Source organism: Methylobacterium sp. Gmos3 (assembly GCF_056430985.1).
The window spans coordinates 294,873-319,518 of record NZ_JBWJYL010000005.1; the positions used below are offsets into that span (position 1 = coordinate 294,873).

A 24,646-nucleotide genomic window follows, 5' to 3' on the forward strand; every position below is an offset into this window, starting at 1 on the left:
GCTCATTTCTGCCACGCGAGCACGTACAGCTTGTCGCTGCCGGCGAAGGACTTGTGGATCTGCTGCTTCACGGCGTCCGAGTTCTGGAAGAGCTTGACGAACTTGGCGATCAGCGGATCGTCCCTGCGCGCCGCCTTGGTGACGAAGCTCACCGTGAACAGCTTGTCCTCGATGCCGGAGAAGATCAGCGCGCCGGTGGGATCGAACGTGCCGGCGGCGACGATGAAGTGCGGGTAGCCCTGCGCGAGGTCGACATCGCCGGTGATCCGCACGAGCTGCGGCCCCTCGACCTCGGTGAACCGGAGCTTCTTCGGGTTCTCGGTGATGTCGTCGACCGTGCCGAGGAAGCCGACGCCGTCCTTGAGCTTGATGAGCCCCGCCTTCTGCAAGAGCAGGAGGGCGCGACCCTGGTTCACCGGATCGTTGGCGATGGCGACCTGACCGCCCACGGGGATCTCGGCGAAGCTCTTATGCTTCAGGGAATACAGGCCGATATTCTGCAGGATGCCGAGGCCCACGATGTCGAATCGGTAGCCCTTCTGCTTGGCGGCGTTCTCCATGAAGGGCCTGTGCTGGAAGAAGTTCACGTCGATGTCGCCGGCATCGAGCGCGACGTTGGGCGTGGTCCAGTCGCTGAACTCCACCACCTTGAGGTCGATACCCTGATCCTTGGCTTCCCGGGCCAGGGCATTGACGGCGTCGCTGTAGGCGCCCGGCACGGTTCCGACCCTAAGGGTCTCGGCATGGGCCACCGTCGCGCCGAGGGAGAGAAGGGCGACGGCGAACAATCTGGAAAGGCGCATCGGTCGGAAGCTCTGGTCTGGCGGCGATTGCACGGGTTCGGGCGTCGCCTCCCCCCTGCCCCGAAGCTCGACGTCGTGACCCGTCCTGCCGGACGACCGCTTCAGGCTGTTCTTCTGATGCAATGTCTAGATCGACTTGCACTCGCCCGACATTCCAAAGATGTTCGCGCTTCCAGACGAACGATCTCCTCGCAACCGGAAAAAGGAAAACCTCTCGCTCGGGCCGTGGCAGCCTCAGCGTGCCGGCCGCGTCGTCGCCCGCCGGAGCGCGGCGGCGAGGGCACCGTCCGGCTGGCCGGCTGGGGCAGGGCGCGGGCCAGGCCTCGCATCGGGTCTGGGCTCGGATCGCGGAACGGACTGAGCCGGCGCCCGGTCGATCGGATCGTCCAGGCGCATCGAGAGGCCGATCCGCTTGCGCGGCACGTCCACCGACAGGACGAGGACGCGCACCACGTCGCCGGCCTTCACCACCTCGGAGGGGGCCGAGATCCGCCGCCGCGCCATGGCCGAGATATGGACGAGGCCGTCCTGATGGACGCCGATATCCACGAAGGCGCCGAAGGCGGCGACGTTCGTCACCACGCCTTCGAGCTGCATGCCGGGCTTCAGGTCTCCCATCGTCTCGACGCCCTCCTGGAAGGTCGCCGTCTTGAAGGCGGGGCGCGGGTCGCGGCCGGGCTTTTCCAGCTCGGCGATGATGTCGCGCACGGTCGGCACGCCGAAGCGCTCGTCCGCGAAGGCGGCCGGCGCGAGGGCCTTGAGCTTCGCCCCGTCGCCGATCAGGGCGCGGATGTCGCTCTTCGTCGCCTCCAGGATGCGCCGCACCACCGGATAGGCCTCCGGGTGGACGCCGGACCTGTCCAGCGGGTTCTCGCCCCCCTCAATGCGCAGGAAGCCGGCCGAGAGTTCGAAGGTCTTCGCCCCGAGGCCCGGCACCTTCTTCAGCGCCGCGCGGCTGCGGAACGGCCCGTTCCCGTCGCGATAGGCCACGATGTTGGCGGCGAGCGACGCGCCGAGCCCCGAGACCTGCGCGAGCAGCGCGGGCGAGGCGGTGTTCACGTCGACGCCCACCGCGTTCACCGCATCCTCCACCACCGCCGAGAGGGAGCGCGAGAGCTTCGCCTCGGTCACGTCGTGCTGGTACTGCCCGACGCCGATGGATTTCGGATCGATCTTCACGAGCTCGGCCAGCGGATCCTGCAGCCTGCGGGCGATGGACACCGCGCCGCGATGGGAGACGTCGAGGTCGGGCAGTTCGCGGCTCGCGATCTCGGAGGCCGAATAGACCGAGGCGCCGGCCTCCGAGACCATGACCTTGGTCATCTTGAGGTCGGGGTTTGCGGCCAGCAGTTCGGTGGCGAGCTTGTCGGTCTCGCGCGAGGCGGTGCCGTTGCCGATGGCGATGAGGTCCACTTTGTGCGTGCGGCAAAGGCGGCCGAGGGTTTCGACGGTCTCCCGCCAGCGGCGCTGCGGCTCGTGGGGGTAGGTGGTGTCCACGGCCACGACCTTGCCCGTGGCATCCACCACGGCGACTTTCACGCCGTTGCGGTAGCCGGGATCGAGCCCGAGGGTGGCGCGACCGCCCGCCGGGGCCGCGAGGAGGAGGTCCTTGAGGTTGCCGGCGAAGACCTTCACCGCCTCGGCCTCGGCCTTCTCGAACAGGCGGGTGCGCAGGTCGGTCTTGATGCCGGTGCGGATCTTGGTGCGCCACGCCCCGCGCACCGTCTCCGCGAGCCATGCGTCGCCGGGGCGACCGCGGGCAGCGATGCCGTGGCGGTGGCAAATCGCCCGCTCGAACGGTCCGGGGGTGCCGGCGGGCATGTCCTCGCCCTCGGCGGCGAGGTCGAGATCGAGGATTTCCTCCTTCTCGCCCCGGAACAGGGCGAGGATCCGGTGCGAGGGCATGCGCTCGAGCCGCTCGCTCCAATCGAAGTAATCCGCGAACTTCGCGCCCGCCGCCTCCTTGCCCTTGCGGACGCGGGAGACCGCCTGGCCGGCGCGCCAGAAATCCTCGCGCAGGCGCCCGACGAGGTCGGCATCCTCGGCGAAGCGCTCCACGAGGATGTGCCGGGCGCCCTCCAGCGCCGCCTCGGCGCCGGGCACGCCCTTGTCGGGCGCGACATAGCGGGCGGCGACCCGCGCCGGATCCTGGGTGGGGTCGGCGAGCAGGGCCTCGGCCAGGGGTGCGAGGCCGGCCTCGCGGGCGATCTGCGCCTTGGTCCGGCGCTTCGTCCTGTAGGGGAGGTAGATGTCTTCCAGACGCGCCTTGGTGTCGGCGGCGGCGATGGCGGCGGCGAGGTCCGGGGTGAGCTTGCCCTGCGCGCGGATGCTCTCCAGCACGGTGGCGCGCCGGTCCCGGAGGTCGCGCAGATAGCCGAGCCGTTCCTCGAGCAGGCGCAGCTGCGCATCGTCGAGGGAGCCGGTCGCCTCCTTGCGGTAGCGGGCGATGAAGGGCACCGTCGCGCCCCCGTCGAGCAGGGCGACGGCGGCCTCGACCTGGGCCTCGCGCACGCCGAGTTCCCCGGCGATCAGCTGGTTCACCGACGTCATCCCGCTCCCCTTCCCCGCCACAACGAAGCGGGGGCTGTAGCGCCTGGCGGCGCATCAAGCCAGGGGCCGGCCGATGTCCGCCCACCCGCCATCATGCACGCTCACTCACGGTCTCGCCAAACCGCGCAGCCGTGACGCCGCCCGAATCTTCGGCGCACGTCACTCCCAGCGCGAGCAGGTCGCGAGAAAAGGCGCGTGGGACAAGAACTCGCTGCGTGCACAGAGTTTGGAACGGCTCGATCAATATGATTGTGAAACGATTTATATCATGATCTCTATATGTTCGAATACATAGAATGTCCATTTGAAAAATCTTAAATGACAATACCCGCAACGCACCGAAAGACACATCAATGTTAGCCAGCTTCCACAGTAACGATCAGAATTAATCGGATCCTGCTCTTGGTCTTAATAGTCATCGTATTGACGAAATTAAATACTTGAAATACTCAAACCATATCTGCATGATATCATGGGGTGCACAGAATTTCGATCCGAAAACGCAGGCGGCTTACGCTGCACCCCGGCGGGAGGGGGCAATGCGTGGCGATGGATCCCGATATGACGTGATCATTATCGGCAGCGGCTTGGGAGGAGCCAGTGCGGCTCACACGCTGGCGCGGAAGGGTCTCGATGTCCTCGTCATCGAACGGGGCGACGACATCGCGAAGGATTACGTCGCGTCCGGCAGAACCCGCACCTACGTCACCGACTTGATCGGCGACAGAACCAAAGCGATCAGTTATCTCGGCGGGCGCACGAAGTTCTACGGAGCCGCGCTCTATCGGATGCGCAAATCCGACTTCGCGGAAACGGCCCACGAGAACGGCCTGTCGCCGGCATGGCCCGTCTCGTATGACGAACTCGATCCCTATTACGAGCAGGCGGAAAGCCTCTACAGGGTCCACGGATCGCCGGAGAACGATCCGAGCGAGCCCGCGCGGCGGATCCCCTATCCGTTTCCACCGCTCCCGCATGCGGATGCGATGAAGCCCGTCGTCGCGCGCCTGAGCCGGGCGGGGATGCAGGTCGCGCCGCAGCCGCGCGGGGTCGATCACGGTCCCGGTGGGGCGTGCATCATGTGCGCGAATTGCGATGGGTATTATTGCCCCCGCGACGCCAAGATGGACTCGGAGATCGCGGCACTCCGGCCCGCCGTCGCGACGGGTCGCGTCGAGATCGCCGCGAATACGGATTGCACCAGGGTCCTCACCGACCAAACCGGCGAGCATGTCCGCGGGGTGATCGCGGTCAGCGCGGGGGTGGAGCGCGAGATCGCGGCGGACGCGGTCATCGTGGCGGCGGGCATTCCCGGTTCGGCGCTGCTGCTACGCCGCTCCCGCACGGCCGCCCATCCCGAAGGGCTCGGCAACAATCACGGCAATCTCGGGCGCTATCTCGCCGGCCATTCCACCGGCGTGATCTTCCCGTTCGTCAGTTGGCGCGACATCTCCGGCGTCCACACCAAGACCTTCGCGATGAACGCCTTCTACGATGGCGATGCCGCCTGGACCTATCCCCTCGGCATCATCCAGATCGCCGGCCAGATGCCGCTGTGGAAGGATTACAGCCGCAAGTTCAGGCCGGTCATCAAGACCATCGTCCGGCATGCCTTGACGGTGTTCCACATGACCGAGGCCCTGCCGACCCCGCAGACCGGCATCACCTTCGACGGCGACGCCATCGGGAGTTGGACGGAGCCCGTCCACAATCTGGAAACCTACGGGGAGCTGCGGAAGCGCGCGGCCCAGGCCTTCAAGCGGGCGGGCTACCCGGTGATGGTGAGGCGCAAGTCGCCCGACGTCTGGCATGAGGTCGGGACCGCCCGGATGGGCGTGGATCCGGCGACATCGGTCGTCGACCCGAACGGCCAGGTCCATGGGATCGGTGGCCTGTTCGTCGCCGACGCCTCCGTCCTGCCCTCCGCCGGCGCGGTCAATACCGGCCTGACGATCGCCGCCCTCGCCCTGCGTACCGCCGACTTCGTGGCGCGGGGCGCCGGAAGACCGGTCCTCGCCGCGGCCTCGTGAGGCGGGCGGGCAGGACCCCGAACCGCCGGAACCGGCGAATCGGGCCAGATCGTCAGGCCGCGTAGCGGGCGACCGCGAGGTCGTCGCCGGCGATCTCCGGGGTGCGGCCGGTGACGATGTCGGCGAGCAGCCGGCCCGAGCCGCAGGCCATGGTCCAGCCGAGCGTGCCGTGGCCGGTGTTCGTGAACAGGTTCGTGAGCGGCGTCGCGCCGACGATGGGCGTGCCGTCCGGGGTCATCGGGCGCAGGCCCGTCCAGAACGTCGCCTTGGCGAGGTCACCGCCCTCGGGGAAGAGGTCGCCCACGGATCGCGCCAGGGTCTCGCGGCGGGGCTCGCGCAGCAGGGTGCTGAAACCCGCGAGTTCGGCCGTGCCGCCGACGCGGATGCGCTCGCCGAGCCGGGTGATCCCGACCTTGTAGGTCTCGTCCATCACCGTCGAGACCGGCGCGGCCTCCGGGTCGGTGACCGGCAGGGTCAGGGAATAGCCCTTCACCGGATAGACCGGCAGGGCGATGCCGAGCGGGCGCAGCAGGGAGGGCGTGTAGCTGCCGAGCGCGGCGACATAGGCATCCGCCTCAAGCCGTTCGCCGGCGCTGGTCTCCACCGCCGTGACCCGCCCGCCCTCGCGATGGAGCCGGGCGATGGAGACGCCGTAGCGGAAGGTGACGCCGAGCCCTTCGCAGAGCGCGGCGAGGCGTTGCGTGAAGAGATGGGCGTCGCCGGTCTCGTCGCCGGGCAGGCGCAGGCCGCCCACGAAGACCCCGCCGACCCGCGCGAGCGCCGGCTCGGCGGCGATGCAGCCGGCGGGGTCCAGCACGTCGTAGGGCACGCCGTAGGCGTCGAGGACGCGGGTGTCGTCGCCCACATGGTCGAGCTGCTTCTGCGTGCGGAAGAGCTGGAGCGTGCCCTTCTCGCGGTGGTCGTAAGCGATGCCGGTCTCGGCGCGCAGGTCGCGCAGCACGTCGCGGCTGTATTCCGCCAGCCGCACCATCCGGCCCTTGTTGCGGGTGTAGGCCTCCTCGGTGCAGTTCGCGAGCATCCGCGCCAGCCAGCCGTAGAGGCGCGGCTCCAGCCTCGGCCACAGGACGAGGGGGCGGTGGCGCATCATCAGCCACTTCATCGCCTTCACCGGGATGCCCGGCGCCGCCCAGGGGGCGGAATAGCCCGGCGAGACCTGCCCCGCATTGGCGAAGCTGGTCTCCAGCCCCGCGCCCGGCTGGCGCTCCAGCACCGTGACCTGGTGCCCGGCCCGGGCGAGGTAATAGGCCGAGGTGACGCCGACGACGCCGCCCCCGAGGATCATGACGTGCATGGCCTGCCTCAAGCTCCGGTATAGGTACGGTGGAAGCGCTGGCCGAGGCGCGTGAGCACCTCATAGCCGATGGTGCCGGAGGCCGCCGCGAGGGCGTCGACCCCCTGCTCCGGCCCGATCAGGTCCACGAGCGACCCCGGCCCGATGAGGCCGGGCGGCACGTCGGTGGCGTCGAGGACGAGGCTGTCCATGGAGACCCGCCCGACGAGCGGAAGGCGCAGTCCGGCGAGGAAGCCCGCCGCGCCGTCCGCACCGCGCGGGAACCCGTCCGCGTAGCCGACCGCCACCGTGGCGAGGCGCGAATCCCGCGCCGTGACACCCGCATGGCCGTAGCCGACCGGCGTGCCCGCCGGCACGGCGCGGAGCTGCATCACCCGGGCGCGCAGGGAGACGACCGGCCGCATCGGGTTGTCCCGGCCCGCCTGCGGTGCGATCCCGTAGAGGGCAGCGCCGGGGCGGACCATGTCGAGATGGAACTGCGGCCCGAGGACGATCCCCGACGAGGCGGCGAGGCTCGCCGGCACGCGGGGCAGGCGGCGGCGGACGGCCGAGAAGGCCGCGACCTGGGCCGCGTTGGCCGGATGCTCCGGCGTGTCGGCGCAGGCGAGGTGGCTCATCACCAGCGTCAGGGTGAGCCCCGCGAAGGCATCGGGCTCATCGAGGAGGGCAAGGGCCTCGGCCGGGTCGAAGCCGAAGCGCGTCATGCCGGAATCGACCTGCAGGATCGCGGGCAGGCGGCGCCCGAGATGCCGCGCCAGCCGCGTCCAGGCTTCGAGTTGGGCGCTGTCGTTGAGGACGGGGACGAGATCGCTCGCGGCGCAGGCCGCCTCGCTGCCGGGGGTCGTGCCGTTGAGGATGCCGATACCCGGGCCGGGGCCGAGGATCGCCCGCAGGCTCACCCCCTCCCCCACCTGGGCGACGAAGAACTGCCGGCATCCGGCTTCCGCCAGGACCGGCGCGACGCGGGCGACCCCGAGGCCGTAGGCATCGGCCTTCACCACGGCGGCGCAGGCGGCTCCGCCGGCGCGGCGGGCGAGGCTTCGGTAATTCTCCCGGAGGGCGCCGAGGTCGATGGTCAGGAAGGCGGCGGCGAGGCTCGTATCCTGCCTCATGTTCCGATCGACAATGCCCATGCCCGCCTCCGCGACGACAGGGCTACGCTACACGCAGGATCACCGAATTTCCGGCGATTCCGCCGCAGGTGATTGCGTTCTAAGCGTGGCAGTGCAAGCTTCTGCGAACATTCGGAAGCTTCCGCCATGGACGAGATCGACCGGCGCATCATCCGGACCCTGCGGGCCGACGGGCGCATCAGCAACGCCGATCTGGCGGTGCAGGTCGGCCTGTCGGCCTCCGCCTGCCACCGCCGGGTGCGGGTGCTGGAGGAGAGCGGCGTGATCCGGGGCTACACCGCGATCATCGGCGGCATCAGCGACGAGCCGGGGCTGGTGGTGCTGACGCAATTCACCCTCGACCGGCAGACGGAGGATTACCTGAACCGCTTCGAGGCCGCCGTGCGGCGCTGCCCCGAGGTGCAGGATTGCTACCTGATGACCGGCACGGCCGATTACCTCGTGAAGCTCAAGATCAGCGACGCGGCCGATTACGAGCGGCTGCACAAGGAGGTGCTGTCCCGCCTGCCCGGCGTGGCGCGGCTGCAATCGAGCTTCGCCATCCGCACCGTCGTGGCGGCGGGCCGCGCATGAGCGCCGCCCCCGATCTGCGCCTCCTGCGCGCGAACCTCGACGGGCGAGAGCGGGTCATCGACATCGCCGGGGGCCACATCGCGGCGATCCGCGAGTCCGGCGAGGCGCGGCCGGAGGCGGCGCGGGAGATCGACTGCGCCGGGGCGCTGGTCCTGCCGGGCCTCACCGATGCGCATGTCCATCTCGACAAGTGCCTGCTCGGGCTCCCCTGGCGCCCCCACCGGGCGGCGGGCTCGGTGCGGGCGCGGATCGAGGACGAGAAGGCCTTCCGCCGGGAGAGCCGCGTGCCGCTCGCCGAGCAGGGGGCCGAGGCCCTGCTGGACCGGATGCTGCGCGGGGGCACGACGAGCCTGCGCACCCATGTCGATATCGACGACGTGACGGGGACCGGCCACCTCGCGCAGATCCTCGACCTGCGCGCCCGCTGGTCCGGCCGGATGCGGATCGAGATCGTCGCCTTCCCGCAGAGCGGCCTCCTCGCCTGCCCCCCGGCGGCGGATCACCTCGACGAGGCGATGCGGATGGGCGCCGACCTCGTCGGCGGCCTCGACCCGCTCGGCATCGACGGGGATGCGCAAGCGCCCCTCGACACGCTCTTCGCCCTGGCCGAGCGCCACGGGCGCGGCCTCGACATCCATCTCCACGATGGCGGCGAGGGCGGGCTGTCCGAGATCGAGGCGATCATCGCCCGCACCCAGGCCGCCGGCCTGCACGGCCGGGTCGCGATCAGCCACGCCTTCGCCCTAGCGGAAGCCGATGAACACCGCCTCGGCCGGATCGCCGAGGGTTTGGCGCGGGCGGGCATCGCCCTGGTGAGCAGCGTGCCGGGCGGGCCGCGCTGCCCTCCCCTGCCCCGCCTGCGGGAACTCGGCGTCGCGATCTGCTTCGGCACCGACAACGTGCGCGATTGCTGGAATCCGTCCTCCGTCACCGGCATGATCGACCGGGCGATGCTCGCGGCCTACCGGTTCGATTGCCGCACGGACGCGGCGCTGACCGCCCTCCTCGACCACGCCACGGCGATCCCGGCCCGTGCCCTCGGCCTCGGCCCCGGCGCGGTGGCGCCGGGCCTGCCCGCCGACCTCGCCCTGTTCGAGGCCTCCTGCGTGGCCGAGGTGATCGCGGAGCGGCGCCAGCCCACCCGCGTCATCGCGCGGGGGGCCCTTGCCGGGGAGGCGCCTGCGCCGAGATGAGGCGTATGCCGCATCCGATTCCCCTGACCCGCGAAGCCGGCCTCGCCGCCCTCGAAGCCTTCCTCGACGGCCCCGGCGCGGATTACGCCGCCGCCCGCAACACCGATCGCGGGCGGGGCGAGACGCCCACGACCTCCGCCCTCTCGCCCTACCTGCGCCGCCGGCTCGTCACCGAGGAGGAGGTGGCGCGCGCCGCCCTCCACGCCTACGGCGACGAGGGCGCGGAGAAGTTCGTCTCGGAGGTGTTCTGGCGGACCTACTTCAAGGGCCATCTCGAAACCCATCCCGGGGCCTGGGCCGGCTACCGCGAGGGGCGCGACGCGGCCCGCGCCCGGCTCGAGTCCGAACCCGGCCTGCGGCGCATCCACGACCGGGCCGTCGCCGGGGAGACGGGGATCGACGGGTTCGATGCCTGGGCGCGGCAGCTCGTGGAGGAGAGCTGGCTGCACAACCATACGCGGATGTGGTTCGCCTCGATCTGGATCTTCACCCTGCGGCTGCCCTGGGAACTCGGGGCCGCCTTCTTCCTGGCGCATCTCCTCGATGGCGATCCCGCCAGCAACACCCTGTCCTGGCGCTGGGTCGCCGGCCTGCACACGCGGGGCAAGCACTACCTCGCCCGGCGCGACAACATCCGGCGCTACACGGGCGAGGGCTACGATCCCGCCGGCCTCGACGAGGAGGCCGAAACCCTCGACGAGGCGACGCCCCCGCGCGAGGTGCCCCTGGCCCGTGCCGATGCCCCGCCGGCCGGGGACGTCGCCCTGCTCCTGCACCTCGACGACCTGAACCCGGAGAGCCTGGATCTGGGCGGAGCCCGCGTCACCCGGATCGGCGGTCTGGTCGTCCATGCCGAGGAGGCAGTGGCGCGGGTGCGCGAGGCCGATGCGGCGGCGATGGCCGATGCCCTCTCCCGCGCCGGGACGCATTTCGGGTGCCCGGCCGCGCCCGTCTCCGAGGGGTGGGCCGGGGATCTGCCCGTGGTGACGGCCTGGGCGCCGGTCGGTCCCTCGGCCGACGCCCTGCCGGAGGGCTGCCTGCGCCTCCGCCGGGACTGGGACGAGCGGGCCTGGCTGCGCGCGAACCGGGGCTATTCGCGCCTGCGCAGCGCCATTCCGGCGATCCTGCACGGCTGACGGGGAGGTTTCGAGCGATGGAGCGGATCGCGATCGTCGGCGCCGGGATGGCGGGCCTCACCTGCGCGGAGGCCCTGGGGGAGCGGGGCTTCGCGGCATCCCTGTTCGACAAGGGCCGCAAGCCCGGCGGGCGGATGTCGAGCCGGTCGGGGGACAGCCCCGCCGGGCCGGTCGGGTTCGACCACGGCGCGCAATACATGACCGGGCGCGATCCCGCCTTCGTCGCCCGGCTGGCAGCGTGGCGGGAGGCGGGGATCGTGGCGCCCTGGGCACCTGCCGGATCCGACGCCTGGGTCGGGGTGCCGGCCATGAACGCGCCCCTCGTGGCGCTCGCCCGCGACCTGTCCGTGCGCTGGGAGACGCGGGTCGACGCCCTCGTCCGCGAGGGGACTGGCTGGCGGCTGCGGGGCGAGGGGCTCGACGAGGGCGGGTTCTCGGCCGTGCTGACGGCGATCCCCGCCGAGCAGACGGGGCCGCTCCTTGGCGACCACGCCCCGGCCCTCGCGGAGGTCGCGCGGGAGACGCCCTCAGACCCGTGCTGGACGGCGATGGCCGCCTTCCCCGAACGGCTCGCCGCCGGGGACGTGCTGCGCACGGAGGGCGCCATCGGCTGGGCGGCGCGCAATTCCGCCAAGCCCGGCCGCCCGGCCACCGAGGCCTGGGTGATCCAGGCGGGACCGGACTGGTCCCGCACCCATCTCGAGGAGGAAGCCGATGCCGTCGCGCAAGCCCTCCTCGCCGCGTTCTTCGCCGCCGCCGGCCTCGCCCCGGTGGCGCCCGCCCTGCTGAAGGCGCATCGCTGGCGCTACGCGCGCTCCGGCGCCGCGCGGCGCGAGGTGCTGTGGGATCCGCGCGCGCGCCTCGGCGCCTGCGGCGACTGGCTCACCGGCCCCCGCGTGGAGAATGCGTGGCTGTCGGGCCGCCGCCTCGCGGAGGCCGTCACGACCGGGTGAGGACGAGGCCCGGCAGGTTCAGCACGAGCTTGAGGCCGGTGCCGTCGTGCTCGCGCTCCACAGAGGCTTCGAGCTGGCGCAGCGACATCTCCACGAGCAGGGAGCCGAAGCCCCGGCCGGCGCGCGGCGTGGACGCGCGGGTCACGCGCTCGATCCAGACGAGGCTGAGGCCGTCCGGCACCCGCTCCCAGGTGACGGAGAGCGCGCCGTCGTTGGAGCCGAGCGCCCCGTACTTCACCGAGTTCGTCGCCCATTCGTGCAGGATCATCGCCAGGGACGAGACGTGGCGCCAGTCGATGGAGACGAGCGGCCCGTCGATCGTCGTCGGGACGTGGTCGCGGTAGGGCCGCAGCGTCGCGTTGATGAGCCCCGCGAGGTCGCTCATCCCCTGCCCGTCCGTGGGGTCGGCCAGGGAATGGGCGCGGCCGAGGGCGGAGATGCGGTCGCGCATGTCGGAGGCGAAGACGCCGATCTCCTTGTGCGTGCGCGCCCCCGCCGAGATCATCCCGCCGATGATGGCGAAGAGGTTCTTCACCCGGTGGTTCATCTCCCGCAGCATCAGGTCGCGGGTCTCGGCGAGCGCGTATTCGGGCGACACGTCGATGCACACGCCCACCACCCGCTTGCGGTCGCCGCTGCGGGTCAGGCGGCCGTAGCTGCGGATGTGGCGGGAGGCGTGCTTGCCCGCCCGCACCCGCAGCCGCGCCTCGAACTCGTCGAGCCCGTGCGCCACCTCGCCCAAGGCCGTCTGCAGCGCCTCGCGATCCTCGGGGAAGACGCGGGAGACCAGGGTCTCGGTCCCGTGCGGCGTGTCCGGGGCGAGGCCGAACATCGCCCCGGCCGTGCTGTCGAAGACGATGGTCGCGGAATCCGGGCCGTATTCCCACACGCCGATGCCGCCGGCCTTCACCGCGAGGTCGAGCCGTTCGCGCTCGGCGGCGAGCTGGCGCTCCAGCGCCAGGGCCTCGGTGATGTCGGTGAGGACCAGGGTGGCGCCGTCGATGCTGCCGTTCTGCTGGCGGTAGGGCAGGACGCGCAGCGACAGGGTGCGCGCGCCGTCGCGGGTGAGGACGCGGCGCTGGATCACCGAGCCGCCGGCGACGATCGCCTCGGCATCCTGCAGGTAATCCTGCCCCGCGAGCCGGCTCGACACGTCGGCCAGCGGCCGCCCCCGGTCGCTCGGCTGGAGCGGGAAGATCGTGGTCGCCGCCGTGGTGAAGCTGCGCACGCGCAGGGACCGGTCGAGGACGATGACCGCGAGGTCGGTCGATTCGAAGAAGTTGCGCAGGTCGGCGTTGGCGACGGTCAGCGCCTCGACCTTGGTCTTCAGCTCGTCGTTGACGGTGGACAGCTCCTCGTTCGTCGATTGGAGCTCCTCGTTCATCGACATCATTTCTTCATTGGAGCTTTTCAGCTCCTCGTTCGTCGTCTCCAGTTCCTCGACGGTCGAGCGCAGCTTGTAGCGGGTGCGCAGCAATTCCTCTTCCAGCGCTTCCACATGGTCGCCGCCGGTGTCCATCTCCATCAGGTCGAGGTCGTTCGACGGCTTGAAGGCGCCGATGTCCCGGATGATGAGCAGCATCGAGCCGTCCGGCAGGGGATCGCAGATCGCCTCCACCGATTGGGTGCCGTATTCCGACTGCACCTGGACGTCGCGCACCACCACGCGCTTGCGGGCGTCGCGGGTCTGGCGCAGCAGCGGGCCGATCACGTCGCGCAGCCCGGGCCGGGCCAGGGTGATGGCGCTGGTGCCGCCCGCGCGGCTCACGGGGAAGTCGAAGTAGCGGCTCAGCCGTCCGTAGGCGGCGATGATGCCGCCGTCCTCGTTCAGCACCATGCTCGGCGGGGCGTAGCGCTCCACCACCCGGCGCACGGCGACGGTCTCGTCGCCGATGGAGGGCTCGCGGCGCTCGGTGCGCTCGCCGCGCGGGACCTCGCCCCGGCGGGCGCTGCCGGGCAGGTCGATCGGGTATTTCGGGGCGCCGGGCGGGCGCTCGAACAGGCGGGAATGGCTGTCGATGGCGGGGAAGAGTTGCTCGAACCGACTCACGCTCTCGGAGGGGCCGAGGAACAGGTAGCCGCCGGGCCGCACCGCGTAGTGGAACAGCGGCACCACCGATTGCTGCAACCGGTCATCGAAATAGATCAGCAGGTTGCGGCAGGAGAGCAGGTCGACCCGCGAGAAGGGCGGGTCCTTCACGAGGCTGTGGCTGGAGAAGCGGATCAGGTCGCGGATCTCGGGCGCGATGGTGAAGCGCTCGGCGTGGGGCACCACGTAGCGCTCGCGCAGATGAGCCGGGATGTCGGCGAGCGCGGCGGCCGGATAGGTCGCGTCGCGGGCGATCTGGAGCATCCGCTCGTCGATGTCGGTGGCGAAGATCTGCACCGCCGCCGGCACGTCCATCCGCCGGGCGGCGTCGGCGAACAGCATGGCGATGCTGTAGGCCTCCTCGCCGCTGGAACAGCCGGGAATCCAGACGCGCACATCCTCGTCGGGGTTGCGGGTGCGCAGCAGGGGCTCGATCGCCCGCTCGCGCAGCACCTCGAACATCTCCGCGTCGCGGAAGAAGCGCGTGACGTTGATCAGGAGGTCGCGGAACAGCGCCTCGCACTCGTCCTTGTCGGCCCGGACGCGGGCGAGGTAGGCCCGGCCCGAATCGAGGCCGAGCACGTGCATCCGCCGCTCGACCCGGCGCACCAGGGTGGTGCGCTTGTAGCCCGCGAAATCGTGCCCCACGGCGGCGCGGATCACGCGGCAGAGGTCGTCCACGTGGTCGGCGACGAGATCCGCCTGCTCGCCCCCGCCGTCGACGCTGCTGCGGCGGCGGAAGAAGGCGGCGAGGCAATCCACGATCTCGCCCGCCGGCTGGACGAAATCCACGAGCCCCGTGCCGACCGCCGAGAGCGGCATACCGTCGTAGCGGGCGGAATCCGGCTGCTGCACCACGCAGACGCCGCCATGCTCCTTCACGGCGCGCAGGCCCGTCGTGCCGTCCGCCCCCGTCCCGGAGAGGATCACGCAGGCGGCGTTCGCCTGCTGGTCGACGGCGAGCGAGAGGAAGAAGTCGTCGATGGGCCGGCGCAGGCCGCGCGGCTGCATGAACTGCGTGAGTTCGAGCACGCCGTTCTGGATGGCGAGCCCCCGCCCCGGCGGGATGATGTAGACCCGGTCGCCCGCGATCCGCTCGCCGCCCTCGCACTGGAGCACTTCCAGCTCGGTGTGCCGGTCGAGGAGTTGGGCCAGCATGCTCTCGTGGTTGGGGTCGAGGTGCTGGACGATGACGAAGGCCATGCCCGTGGGGAAGCGGGCGCGGGCCAGCATCTCGCGCAGGGCTTCCAGACCGCCGGCGGAGGCGCCGATCCCGACGACGGGGCCGGTGAACGGTACGGACTCGGCCGTCTCGGGACCGTCGTGGATTTCGGAGGCGCCCGCCCCGGCGTCGTCAAGGAAATCCTGGTGCATCGAGATCCGCGAGGGTGAGCTTCGCCTGCGCGACGGTGGCGACGGTGTTGGCGATGGTCATCAGCGAGCCCTCGATCACCATGCCGCTTTCGGCCAACGCCGGGCCGAGCCGGGAGAGGGTCCGTCCGAGTTCGCTATCGTAGGCGGAAAGTAGCTCCGGTTGCGAGCGACTGACATCGAATTGGGATGCGAAAAGAAAGCGCACCTCCCCCGACAGGGCCTTCAGTTTCGACATGTAGAGGAGGTTGACGAAGGGCTTCCCGTCCTTGCGGAAATTGAGGATCGTGGTCCGCACCGAGGCCTGCCGTCCGGCCTCCAGAAAGCTGCGGATCTTGGCGCGCGGCTGCCGGTTCTCGGCGTCGCGCTGGAGCATGCGGCAGTTCCGGCCGATGACCTCGGCATCGTCGTAGCCGGTGAGCGTGCGGAAGGGCTGGTTGACCAGCAGCAGCGGGTTGTCCTCGGTCACGTCCGCCAGGGCGAGCGCGATGTGCGAGGCCTCGAAATACTGCCGCAGTTCGCCGGGAATGTCTTGGCTGGGCACGGCCGCTCCTTGATCGCCTCCGCTCGTGGGATCCGCGCGGACGCGCTGCCCCAACAACCGGCGCGTGCAGGCGGATGCCCGATGCGTCATGCGGGCATGGGGCGGATATGGCAAGCATCGCCGCATCGGCCAGGGCCGGCGGACGATCCGTCTCGGAACGGTGCCGGGTTTCCCGTCAGGCGCTCCGGCGCAGCGGCCCGTCCTCGGTGAGGCGGACGAGGAGGTCGGCGAGCGGCACCGGCCGCCCGACGAGGTAGCCCTGGATGTAGCGGCAGCCGTGCCGCCGGGCGGCCTCGCGCTGGGCCGGGGTCTCGATCCCCTCCGCGATGCCGTCGAGGCCGAGGTTGCGGCACAGGGTCAGGATCGTGGCGATCACGCTGCCACCGACGTCGGTGTCGACGGCGGCCATGAAGCTGCGGTCGATCTTGATCTTGTCGAGGGGCAGGCGGTGGACGTAGCCGAGGCTGGAATAGCCGGTGCCGAAATCGTCGAGGGCGATCCGAATGCCCAGCGCCCGCAGGGCGACGATGGCCGTCTTCGCCTGCTCGAAGTCGCGCATCAGCGCGGTCTCGGTGAGTTCGAGGGTGAGGCGGCGGGGGTCGATCCGGCTCTGGCGCACGGTCGCGATGATGGCCTCGACGGTCTCGGGCGTCGCGAGGTCGTGGGCGGACAGGTTGAAGGACAGGCCGACCCGCGGGGGCAGGCGCGCGGCGTCGGAGAGGGCCTTGCGCAGCAGGAGCAGCGTGACGGCATGGATCATGCCGCAGCGTTCGGCGGCGGCGATGAAGCGATCCGGCGGGACCTGCCCGAGGACCGGGCTCGTCCAGCGCGCCAGGGCCTCGACCATGGTGATCAGGCCGGTCGCCGTGTCGAGGATCGGCTGGTAGTGCATCCGCATCTCGGCGGAGAGGTCGGCGGTGCGCAGCGCCGTCTCCACCGCCAGCTCGGCGCGGATCGCGTCCTCGTGGTCCTGCGAGAACAGGGTCGTCATGCCCCGGCGATGCTGCTTCGAGTGATAGAGCGCGTAGTCGGCCCGGTCGAACAGGGAGGCGGCCTCCTGCCCGGCGCTCGGGAACTTGGCGAGGCCGCACGAGCATCCGGCCACCACCCGGAACTCGGCCAGCCGGAGCGGCTCCTGCAACGCGGCGCAGATGCGGTCGCAGAAGCCGATCACCTCCTCGGGGGACCCTGGATCCTGGATGAGGGCGCCGAACTCGTCGCCGCCGAGGCGGGCGAGGGTCACGCCCGGCCCCGCGAAGGTGGAGAGCCGCCGCCCGGTCTCGGCCAGCACCCGGTCGCCCACCGTATGGCCGTAGGTGTCGTTGATCGGCTTGAACTGGTCGAGGTCGAAGATCGCCAGGGCGAAGCGTTTCTCCTCGGTGGCGCAGGTCCGGGTCAGGTCCTCGAGATGCTGGAAGAAGTAGCGCCGGTTCGGCAGCCCGGTGAGGCTGTCGGTATGGGCGAGGCGGGCATTCTCGTCGGAGAGCCGGCTCGCCTCGGCCTTCGAGGCGACGAGTTCCACGAAGTCCCGGTAATTGTTGGTCAGGATGCGCACCATCACCGCCGTGACGAAGGCGGTGTCGACGGCGACCGCCAGGAAGACGTTGTTCCCGCTGAACAGGCAGCAGACGAGGAAGACGCCGAGCACCGTGCCGGTGCTGACATAAGCGGCGGCCGGCAGGTGCGTCAGGCAGAAGGTGCAGGCGATGATGGTGACGCTGATGAAAATCGCCACGTGGCATTGTTCGTAAGCGCCGCCATAGTCGCGCAGGGCCATCGCCCAGCCCACGAACATCACGGAGAGGATGGCGGTTAGGCTCGTCGTCACGTTCAATTGCCGGATCGCCTGCGCCTCGGTCATCGTGTCCGGCCGCATCCGCCACCACGTCGTGGCCCGCACGATGCAGACGAGGATGGTGAAGGACGGGAAGACCAGCGTCAGGAAGGCCGGGGCGAGGCGCAGATGCGTGGCGGCGAGCGTCCAGGAATTGACGCAGAGCAGGCCGTAGAGGGTCGGGATCTGCTTGCGCAGTTCCGCCACCTGACGGGTGGCCGGCAGCGCGTCGGCCCTTCGCACGAGGTAGGCGGTCAACGGCTGGTGAAAACGAATTCGCTCGAGCATTGCACCAAGCCGAAATGATCTTCCGCACTTTCAGCGCGAAGTCATTAAAATGCGCTTGCAGGATTCATCGCATCCGCATCGCAAAATGCCCATGCCATCGCTTCATATGCTAGCTATCGCGGAAATGTGACGGTCGAAAACTATTCATATGCGGAATTCGATCGCGTCGGCGCCCGATGCGCGCGACTAATCCTTAAGGATGCCTGACGTCCGCCGGGACCATGCGATCCCGGCGGGCGACATGCTCAGAACTTGTACGTGACACCGGCGCCGACGATCCAGGGATCGATGTCGACCCGGCCGCGCACCGCGCCGGCATTGAGCTTCACCTTGGTGTCGAGGAAGAGCTTCTTCACGTCGACATTGAAGCCCCAATGCTGATCGATCATGTAGTCGAAGCCGACCTGAAGGGCGGGGGCGACGCTGCTCGTCAGCCGGAAGCTGGTGAAGGGACCGCGCTCCTTCTCGCCGAAGAAGACCGAATAGTTCACGCCCGCGCCGACATAGGGCTTGAACGCGCCGAACCCGTCGAAATGGTATTGCAGGGTCAGGGTCGGCGGCAGGATCCAGGTGGAGCCGATCTTCGTGCCCGCGAGCGTGCCCGCGCCGTCGATCGTGTGGCGGGTGACGCCGATGATGAGTTCGGCCGCGAGGGTGCGGGTGAAGAAGTAGGAGATGTCGAGTTCGGGGATCGCCGAATCGCTGATCGACACCTTCGCGCCGTTGAGCGGGACGCCGCCGGCATTGAGGCGCGCGCCGGGATCGGGCAGCACGCCGAGCACCCGCACGCGCACCATCCAGGGCGACCATTCGGCGGGGATCGGAGCCGCGACGGGGGCGGCGGCGAAGCTGGGCAGGTCGGCCGCCTGGGCGGCGGTCGTTCCGAGGCCGAGGGCGGAGACCGCGGCGAGGACGGCGAACCTTCTGGGCATGGTGTCGTCGATTCCGGACATCGTTGCGAGGAATGCCGGAAGGATCCGGCCCACCCATGAAGCTCCGGGGGGCGGGCGGCGTCCTTGATTGGGATCAAAAACCGGTCACGCGGCGCGGCTGTGCAGCGCCGCCGCGGTGCCGAGATAGGCGTCGAAGCAAGCCGCCACCGCGCGCACGAGATCCCGCGCCTCGTCGGCCACGACGAGCCTGCCGTCCTCGAGCCGCGCGAGTCCGTCCGCCAGGAGGGCGGGCAGGCGGGGCAGGCTTGCGAGGAAGGGGCCGGGCTCGCACCCATGCGCCCGGCAGAGCGCACCGACATCGACGGCGCCCTCGCACATCACCCGCTCGATCAGGTCGCTGCGCAGGCGGTCGTCCGGGGTGAACGCATGGCCCCGCACGGTGGCGAGTTCGCCGCGCGCGATGCGCTCGGCATAGGCCCGCAGGCCCGGCTCGTTCTGCACGAAGCCCTGGGGCAGCCGCCCGATGGAGGAGGCGCCCAAACCGAGGAGGAGGTCGCAGGGGTCGGTGGTATAGCCCTGGAAGTTGCGGCGCAGGCGTCCTTCCCCCTGAACCAGGGCCATCGAATCGTCCGGCAGGGCGTAATGGTCGAGGCCGATCCGCTCATAGCCCGCTGCGACGAGCAGCGCCGCGATGGCCTCGGCCTGGGCGCGGCGGGCCTCACCGTCCGGGAGGGCGCTTTCCGCGATGCGGCGCTGATGCCGCTTGAAGGCCGGCACATGGGCGTAGCCGAACACCGAGAACCGGTCCGGCCGCAGGGACAGGCATTGCCGCACCGTGTCGCGGCAGCTCTCCACGTCCTGATGCGGCAGGCCGTAGATCAGATCGAGGTTGATGCCGCCGATCCCGGCCTCGCGCAGGCCGTTCACCGCCGCCTCGGTGACGGCGAAGCCCTGCCGGCGGCGGATCGCCTCCTGCACCCGCGGGTCGAAGCTCTGCACGCCGAGGCTCGCCCGCGTCACGCCGGCCCGGCCCAGCGCCGCGATCATGGCCGGGGAGAGGGTGCGGGGGTCGATCTCGACGGCGATCTCCGCGTCCCCGGCGACCGTAAACCGCGCCCGCAGGGCGGCGACGAGCCCCTCGAACGCCTCCGGCCGCATCACGGTCGGCGTGCCGCCGCCGACATGGACGTGCCCCACCGGCATCGCCTGCGGCAGGAGCCCGGCCACGAGGTCGATCTCCCGCCGGAGCAGGCCGACATAGTCCGCGATGGGGGAATCGTGCTGGGTGATGGCGGTGTGGCAGCCGCAATACCAGCACATCGACCGGCAGAACGGGACGTGGAGGTAGAGCGACGCGCTCGCGCCCGGCGCCTGCGCCCCGAGCCAGGACGCGTAGGTCCTGTCCCCGATGGCCCCGCGGAAATGCGGGCTCGCCGGGTAGCTCGTGTAGCGCGGCAGGCGCTCGTCCGCGTAGCGCGCCCGCACGTCGTCCCGCATTGCGCGTCCCTCCCCCATCGTTCCGCCCCCGCTCAATCGTCCTGCAGCACGCGGTATTCCGCGCCCTCGATGTCGTCGTACTGGCCGTTGCGCAGCGCCCAGAGGAAGGCCGCGAGCCCCACGAGGCCGAAGGCCAGGGCCAGGGGGATGACGAGGAGCAGGACGGTCACGGGCGGCCTCGGGCGCGCAGGGCGTTCAGGGTGACGATGACCGACGAGCCGGACATGGCCAGCGCCGCGATCAGCGGGGTGAGCAGGCCGATGGCCGCCAGCGGCACCGCGAGCAGATTGTAGGCGCCCGAGAACCACAGGTTCTGGACCATGAGCCGCCGCGCCCTCCCCCCGGCCTTCAGCACCGCCAGGACCGGCGCGAGGGAGCGCCCGAGGAAGAGGGCATCGGCCGCCGCCTGGCTGACATGGGCCGCCGTGGCGGGGGAGAGCGAGGCGTGGGCGGCGGCCAGCGCCGGGGCGTCGTTGAGCCCGTCGCCCACCATCAGCACCCGCGCCCCGTCCCGCTGCAACGCCGCGATCCGGGCGATCTTGTCCTGGGGGGCGAGGCCCGCTTCCCACTCCGCCACGCCGAGCCGGTCCGCCACCGCCGCGACGGCGGTGTCGCGGTCGCCGGAGAGGATCAGCACCCGGCGTCCCGATTCCCGTAAGGACGCGACGACCTCGGCCGCGTCGGGCCGGAGATCCTGGCGCACGGGGAAGGCCAGGGGCACGCCCTCCCCCGCCCGGAAGCAGATCACCGAGGCGTCGGTATGCGCCGCAAGGGTGGCGGCGGCCTGCGTCTCCGCCCCGCAGAAGGCGGGCGAGCCGAGGCGCAGCTCGACGCCCTCGACGCTCGCGCGCACCCCGAGGCCCGCCGCCTCCTGCGCCCCCGGAAACGGCGCCGCGTCGGCGGCGGCGGACGCCAGCGCCAGGGCCATCGGGTGCCGGCTCGACAGGGCGAGGCGGGCCGCCCGCGCGTCGGTCAGGTCTCCGGCAAGGACGGGTTCGGGGAGGGTCAGGGTGCCGGTCTTGTCGAACACCACCGTGTCGATGGCGGCGAAGCGTTCCAGCGCCGTGCCGTCGTTGAGGAGCACGCCCTCGCGGAACAGGGCGCCCGCCGCCACCACCTGCACCGCCGGAATCGCGAGGCCCAGCGCGCAGGGGCAGGTCACGATCAGCACCGCCACGGCGTTCAGGAGCGCGGCGTGCCAGCCGGCCCCGGCGGCGAGCCAGCCCGCCAGCGTCAGGAATGCCGCCGCGTGGACGAGGGGCACGTAGAGCCGCGTCGCCCGGTCCGCGAGGACGAGGGCGCGGGAGCGCGCCTCCAGCGCCCGGCCCATCAGCGCCTCGACTTCGTCGAGGAGGCTCTTGCCCGCCGGGGCGCTGACGCGGATCGTGAGCGCCCCGTTGCCGTTGAGCGCCCCGGCGAAGACCCGCGTCCCCGCCCGTACGGTGACGGCGGCGGTCTCGCCGGTGACGAGGCTCTGGTCGAGGTCGGAGGTGCCCTGCTCCACCACCCCGTCCGCCGGCACCCGTTCGCCGGGGCGCAGGAGGATGCGCGCGCCGGGGTCGAGGTCGGAGACCGGAACGTCGCGCAGGGACCCGTCCGGGGCGACGAGGGTGGCGCCCGTGCTGCGCAGGGCCGCGAGGTTCTCCGCGAAGGCGCGGGTGCGCCGCCGCATCGCCTGATCGAGCACGCGGCCGATCAGCAGGAAGAACAGCAGCATCACCGCGCCGTCGAAATAGGCGTGGGTCGCCCCCGACAGGGTCTCCACCACGGACATGACCAGCGTCAGGACCACGCCGAGGGTGATGGGGAAGTCCATGGTCACGCGGCCGGCGCGCAGGCCCTTCAGCGCCCCCTCGTAGAACGGCCGCCCGGCATAGGCGGCGGCCGGCAGGGCGATCACTGCCTGGATCCAGTGGAAGAGGTCGCGGTTCTCAGGGGTCATGTCCGAGGCGTTGCCGGCCCAGACCGAGACCGCGAGCAGCATCACGTTCATGGCGGCGAAGCCCGCCACCGCCAGCGCCCGCACCAGCCGCTGCGTCTGCGCCTCCTCCTCCCGCGAGACCCGGCCGGGATCGAACGGGCGGCCGGTGAAGCCGAGCGCGTCGAGTTCGGCGAGGATCGCGGCGATGTCGGGCTCGGCCTCCGGCGCCCAGGTGACGGAGAGGCGCCGATCCGAGAAGTTCAGCCGCGCCCGCGCGACGCCCGGCACCCGCGCCAGCCCGCGCTCGATCGTGGCCATGCAGCCGGCGCAGCGGATGCCCTCGACGGCGAAGGCGGCCCGCGCCGCGCCCTCCCCGTCGCGGGTGACGAAGGCGGCGTAGTCGCGGCCCAGCGAGGGCGCGGTGTTCGCCTCGCTCCACGAGGCGTGGGCCTCGATATAGGCCAGCGCGGTGTCGGTGCAGCACATCGGGCCGATCCCTCAGTCCAGGAAGAGCCGGTGACGGCGCCGGAACGCGACCCCGTCCTCGCCCATCACCTCCACGACGAGGTCCCATTGGCCGGGCGGCACGGCGGCGGTGCGGACCGCGTAGGAGCCGGGCCGGTCCTCCGCGAGATCGACCGCCCGGTCCTCCCGCTTGTCCGTGGGGCGTTCGAGCCGCGCCCGCACCGCCCTCCCCGCCAGGGGAAGGCCGTCGCGGCCGGACAGCGTCGCGGCGATCGCCGTTCCGCCCTCGGGCAGGCGTGAGGCGGCGGCGTCGAGGCTCCAGCCGAGGCCGTCCTGCGCCCGCGCCCGGCCGAGTTCGGCGTTGTAGCGCTGGCTCGCCTGATACGGCGAGGCCTCGTCGAGCCCCGACCATGTGCGCAGCGCCGCGGTGACGAGCACGGCATCGGCCGCCGCGACGGTGCCGAAGAAGGCGACGAACATCGCCAGGATCCGGGTGCCGGTGAGGGGGGCGCTCATGCTCAGCGGGCCTTGAAATGGTCCTGCGCCGCCGCACCCTCGCCGAAGGCGTCGGCGATGCGGAACGACAGGGGCGTGACGGGGGCCTCCAGCCCCGCCGGGGCGAAGACGAGGATGCGGAATTCCTGCGTGGAATCGGCCGGCACCGGCAGGTCGTCGGGGGTGCCGCCCACCACCTCGATGCGGGCGCCCGCGACGCCCTCCACCGCGAGGGCGAAATCGCGCGCCACGGGGCGCTTGTTGGCGATGCGCAGGGTGAAGCCGTTGCGCACGGAGCCGTCCGAGAGGGTCACGAATTGCGGGTTGCGGTCATGCAGGACGCTCACCCCCGTGAAGCTGCGGGTGGCGAGGCTCGCCAGCATGAAGCCGCCGGTCCCGGCGACCAGCACCGCGTAGAGGATCGTCCGGGGGCGGACGATGCGGCTCACCGGCCCGTGGCCGGCGGCGCGGCTCCGGCGGTTGGCTTCGGTGTCGTAGCCGATCAGGCCGGTGGGGCGCCCGAGCTTGCCCATGGTGGTGTCGCAGGCGTCGATGCACAGGCCGCACTGGATGCAATCCATCTGCAGGCCGTCGCGGATGTCGACGCCCATCGGGCAGGCGGTGACGCAGGCGAAGCAATCGACGCAATCGCCGGCGGGCTGGCCGGCGGCGCGCAGGGCCTCGGTCTTCTTGGCCGAGACGCGGGGCTCGCCGCGCTCGTCCCGGTAGAGGATGTTGTAGGCGTGCTCGTCGGTGAGCGCGGCCTGGATGCGCGGCCAGGGGCACATGTAGGTGCAGACCTGCTCGCGCATGTGGCCGGCGAGCAGGTAGGTGGTGGCGGTCAGCGTCAGGATCGCGACATAGGCCACGGGCGGGGCCTGATAGGTCGCGAGCTGGACCACCAGCGTCGGCGCGTCGGCGAAGTAGAGCACCCAGGCGCCGCCGGTCCACCACGCGATCAGCAGCCAGATCGCGTGCTTCATGGTGCGCAGGGCGATCTTCTCCATGGACCAGGGGGCGGCGTCGAGCTTCAGCCGCTCGCGCCGGTCGCCCTCGATCAGCCGTTCCACGGCGAGGAACAGGTCGGTCCAGACGGTCTGCGGGCAGAGGTAGCCGCACCAGACGCGGCCCGCGACCGCGTTCATCAGGAACAGGGTGAAGGCCGCGAGGATCAGGAGACCCATCACGTAGGTCACGTCCTGCGGCCACAGCTCGATGGAGCAGAAGTAGAAGCGCCCCTTGTCGAGATCGAGCAGCACCGCCTGGGACGGCGCGTTCGGCCCGCGATGCCAGCGCAGGAAGGGCACGAGGTAGTAGATGCCGAGCGCCACGGCGAGGATCATCCACTTGATCCGCCGGAAGGTGCCGTGGACCAGCTGCGGCTGGATCTTGGTCCGCGCCGCGTAGAGCGACCCGTCCTCGACCGGAATGGCCGCGCGCGTCGCCGCCAGGCCGAATTTCTTCTTCGCGCGGGCGGTGGGCAGCGGCGGGGCGGCGGGCGGATCTTTGCGCTGGACGAGGGGCATCGGCGGACCATCCTCCGTCCGCGATTGGACGGGGTCCGAA

The 24,646-nt window shown here is 71.0% G+C and carries 18 protein-coding genes; 5 read left to right on the plus strand and 13 right to left on the minus strand.

Annotation, left to right across the window (positions count from 1 at the left end; genetic code table 11):
- Window positions 1-2: 2 nt before the first annotated feature.
- Together ACS5Q7_RS12555 and ACS5Q7_RS12560 are read right to left on the minus strand one after the other, a co-directional pair.
- Window positions 3-803 carry a MetQ/NlpA family ABC transporter substrate-binding protein gene (locus ACS5Q7_RS12555; RefSeq protein ID WP_478339640.1) on the minus strand — a complete coding sequence of 267 codons (801 nt, stop codon included), beginning with the start codon at window positions 801-803 and terminating at the stop codon, window positions 3-5.
- A 234-nt stretch (window positions 804-1,037) separates the two neighbouring features.
- The gene (locus tag ACS5Q7_RS12560) at window positions 1,038-3,353 is read right to left on the minus strand and encodes a Tex family protein (RefSeq protein ID WP_478339641.1); all 2,316 of its coding nucleotides are present in this window, start codon (window positions 3,351-3,353) and stop codon (window positions 1,038-1,040) included.
- A 566-nt stretch (window positions 3,354-3,919) separates the two neighbouring features.
- On the opposite strand from ACS5Q7_RS12560, the gene ACS5Q7_RS12565 reads away from it, so the two are divergent.
- Window positions 3,920-5,383, plus strand: coding sequence for an FAD-dependent oxidoreductase (locus ACS5Q7_RS12565; protein WP_478339642.1), 1,464 nt, complete (start codon window positions 3,920-3,922; stop codon window positions 5,381-5,383).
- Window positions 5,384-5,435: 52 nt separating this feature from the next.
- On the opposite strand, the gene ACS5Q7_RS12570 is transcribed toward ACS5Q7_RS12565, so the two are convergent.
- Entirely contained in the window at window positions 5,436-6,695 is a 1,260-nt protein-coding gene (locus tag ACS5Q7_RS12570; protein WP_478339643.1) for a D-amino acid dehydrogenase, read from the minus strand.
- An 8-nt stretch (window positions 6,696-6,703) separates the two neighbouring features.
- Window positions 6,704-7,828: an alanine racemase gene (gene alr / locus ACS5Q7_RS12575; RefSeq protein ID WP_478339644.1), complete on the minus strand. Its 1,125-nt coding sequence runs from the start codon at window positions 7,826-7,828 to the stop codon at window positions 6,704-6,706.
- Between the two features lie 126 nt (window positions 7,829-7,954).
- On the opposite strand from alr, the gene ACS5Q7_RS12580 reads away from it, so the two are divergent.
- The 4 genes from ACS5Q7_RS12580 to ACS5Q7_RS12595 are packed head-to-tail and all read left to right on the plus strand — an operon-like array spanning window position 7,955 to window position 11,683.
- Entirely contained in the window at window positions 7,955-8,401 is a 447-nt protein-coding gene (locus ACS5Q7_RS12580; protein ID WP_478339645.1) for an Lrp/AsnC family transcriptional regulator, read from the plus strand.
- Window positions 8,398-9,594 carry an amidohydrolase gene (locus ACS5Q7_RS12585; protein WP_478339646.1) on the plus strand — a complete coding sequence of 399 codons (1,197 nt, stop codon included), beginning with the start codon at window positions 8,398-8,400 and terminating at the stop codon, window positions 9,592-9,594. The genes ACS5Q7_RS12580 and ACS5Q7_RS12585 overlap by 4 nt, the downstream gene beginning before the upstream one ends.
- A gap of 5 nt (window positions 9,595-9,599) precedes the next feature.
- On the plus strand, window positions 9,600-10,730 hold the full coding sequence (locus ACS5Q7_RS12590; protein ID WP_478339647.1) for an FAD-binding domain-containing protein: 1,131 nt from the start codon (window positions 9,600-9,602) through the stop codon (window positions 10,728-10,730).
- Window positions 10,731-10,747: 17 nt separating this feature from the next.
- Window positions 10,748-11,683: an NAD(P)/FAD-dependent oxidoreductase gene (locus tag ACS5Q7_RS12595; protein ID WP_478339648.1), complete on the plus strand. Its 936-nt coding sequence runs from the start codon at window positions 10,748-10,750 to the stop codon at window positions 11,681-11,683.
- Here the strand turns inward: ACS5Q7_RS12595 and ACS5Q7_RS12600 are convergent.
- The 9 genes from ACS5Q7_RS12600 to ccoG form a co-directional block, all read right to left on the minus strand.
- Window positions 11,670-15,146 (minus strand): CheR family methyltransferase, encoded by a 3,477-nt coding sequence (locus ACS5Q7_RS12600; RefSeq protein ID WP_478339649.1) that lies wholly within the window; start codon window positions 15,144-15,146, stop codon window positions 11,670-11,672. The two genes, ACS5Q7_RS12595 and ACS5Q7_RS12600, sit on opposite strands and share 14 nt — an antisense overlap.
- Window positions 15,127-15,687, minus strand: a complete 561-nt coding sequence (locus ACS5Q7_RS12605) for a PAS domain-containing protein (RefSeq protein WP_478339650.1) — start codon at window positions 15,685-15,687, stop codon at window positions 15,127-15,129. The genes ACS5Q7_RS12600 and ACS5Q7_RS12605 overlap by 20 nt, the downstream gene beginning before the upstream one ends.
- A gap of 175 nt (window positions 15,688-15,862) precedes the next feature.
- On the minus strand, window positions 15,863-17,809 hold the full coding sequence (locus ACS5Q7_RS12610) for a putative bifunctional diguanylate cyclase/phosphodiesterase (RefSeq protein ID WP_478339651.1): 1,947 nt from the start codon (window positions 17,807-17,809) through the stop codon (window positions 15,863-15,865).
- A 245-nt stretch (window positions 17,810-18,054) separates the two neighbouring features.
- The gene (locus ACS5Q7_RS12615) at window positions 18,055-18,741 is read right to left on the minus strand and encodes an OmpW/AlkL family protein (RefSeq protein ID WP_478339652.1); all 687 of its coding nucleotides are present in this window, start codon (window positions 18,739-18,741) and stop codon (window positions 18,055-18,057) included.
- 105 nt (window positions 18,742-18,846) lie between these two features.
- Window positions 18,847-20,199, minus strand: coding sequence for an oxygen-independent coproporphyrinogen III oxidase (hemN, locus tag ACS5Q7_RS12620; RefSeq protein ID WP_478339653.1), 1,353 nt, complete (start codon window positions 20,197-20,199; stop codon window positions 18,847-18,849).
- Window positions 20,200-20,231: 32 nt separating this feature from the next.
- On the minus strand, window positions 20,232-20,369 hold the full coding sequence (ccoS, locus tag ACS5Q7_RS12625) for a cbb3-type cytochrome oxidase assembly protein CcoS (protein ID WP_478339654.1): 138 nt from the start codon (window positions 20,367-20,369) through the stop codon (window positions 20,232-20,234).
- Entirely contained in the window at window positions 20,366-22,606 is a 2,241-nt protein-coding gene (locus ACS5Q7_RS12630; RefSeq protein ID WP_478339655.1) for a heavy metal translocating P-type ATPase, read from the minus strand. Before ACS5Q7_RS12630 ends, ccoS begins: the two co-directional genes overlap by 4 nt.
- A 12-nt stretch (window positions 22,607-22,618) precedes the next feature.
- A complete protein-coding gene (locus ACS5Q7_RS12635; protein WP_478339656.1) occupies window positions 22,619-23,101 on the minus strand; it encodes a FixH family protein in 483 nt (160 codons plus the stop codon).
- A 2-nt stretch (window positions 23,102-23,103) separates the two neighbouring features.
- The gene (ccoG, locus tag ACS5Q7_RS12640) at window positions 23,104-24,606 is read right to left on the minus strand and encodes a cytochrome c oxidase accessory protein CcoG (RefSeq protein ID WP_478339657.1); all 1,503 of its coding nucleotides are present in this window, start codon (window positions 24,604-24,606) and stop codon (window positions 23,104-23,106) included.
- Between the last annotated feature and the right edge of the window lie 40 nt (window positions 24,607-24,646).

Coding starts and splice junctions, on each gene's coding strand:
- ACS5Q7_RS12555 (WP_478339640.1), bottom strand. CDS start 803: ATGCGCCTTTCCAGATTGTTCGCCGTCGCCCTTCTCTCCCTCGGCGCG.
- ACS5Q7_RS12560 (WP_478339641.1), bottom strand. CDS start 3,353: ATGACGTCGGTGAACCAGCTGATCGCCGGGGAACTCGGCGTGCGCGAG.
- ACS5Q7_RS12570 (WP_478339643.1), bottom strand. CDS start 6,695: ATGCACGTCATGATCCTCGGGGGCGGCGTCGTCGGCGTCACCTCGGCC.
- alr (WP_478339644.1), bottom strand. CDS start 7,828: ATGGGCATTGTCGATCGGAACATGAGGCAGGATACGAGCCTCGCCGCC.
- ACS5Q7_RS12580 (WP_478339645.1), top strand. CDS start 7,955: ATGGACGAGATCGACCGGCGCATCATCCGGACCCTGCGGGCCGACGGG.
- ACS5Q7_RS12585 (WP_478339646.1), top strand. CDS start 8,398: ATGAGCGCCGCCCCCGATCTGCGCCTCCTGCGCGCGAACCTCGACGGG.
- ACS5Q7_RS12590 (WP_478339647.1), top strand. CDS start 9,600: ATGCCGCATCCGATTCCCCTGACCCGCGAAGCCGGCCTCGCCGCCCTC.
- ACS5Q7_RS12595 (WP_478339648.1), top strand. CDS start 10,748: ATGGAGCGGATCGCGATCGTCGGCGCCGGGATGGCGGGCCTCACCTGC.
- ACS5Q7_RS12600 (WP_478339649.1), bottom strand. CDS start 15,146: ATGCACCAGGATTTCCTTGACGACGCCGGGGCGGGCGCCTCCGAAATC.
- ACS5Q7_RS12610 (WP_478339651.1), bottom strand. CDS start 17,809: ATGCTCGAGCGAATTCGTTTTCACCAGCCGTTGACCGCCTACCTCGTG.
- ACS5Q7_RS12615 (WP_478339652.1), bottom strand. CDS start 18,741: ATGCCCAGAAGGTTCGCCGTCCTCGCCGCGGTCTCCGCCCTCGGCCTC.
- hemN (WP_478339653.1), bottom strand. CDS start 20,199: ATGCGGGACGACGTGCGGGCGCGCTACGCGGACGAGCGCCTGCCGCGC.
- ACS5Q7_RS12630 (WP_478339655.1), bottom strand. CDS start 22,606: ATGTGCTGCACCGACACCGCGCTGGCCTATATCGAGGCCCACGCCTCG.
- ACS5Q7_RS12635 (WP_478339656.1), bottom strand. CDS start 23,101: ATGAGCGCCCCCCTCACCGGCACCCGGATCCTGGCGATGTTCGTCGCC.
- ccoG (WP_478339657.1), bottom strand. CDS start 24,606: ATGCCCCTCGTCCAGCGCAAAGATCCGCCCGCCGCCCCGCCGCTGCCC.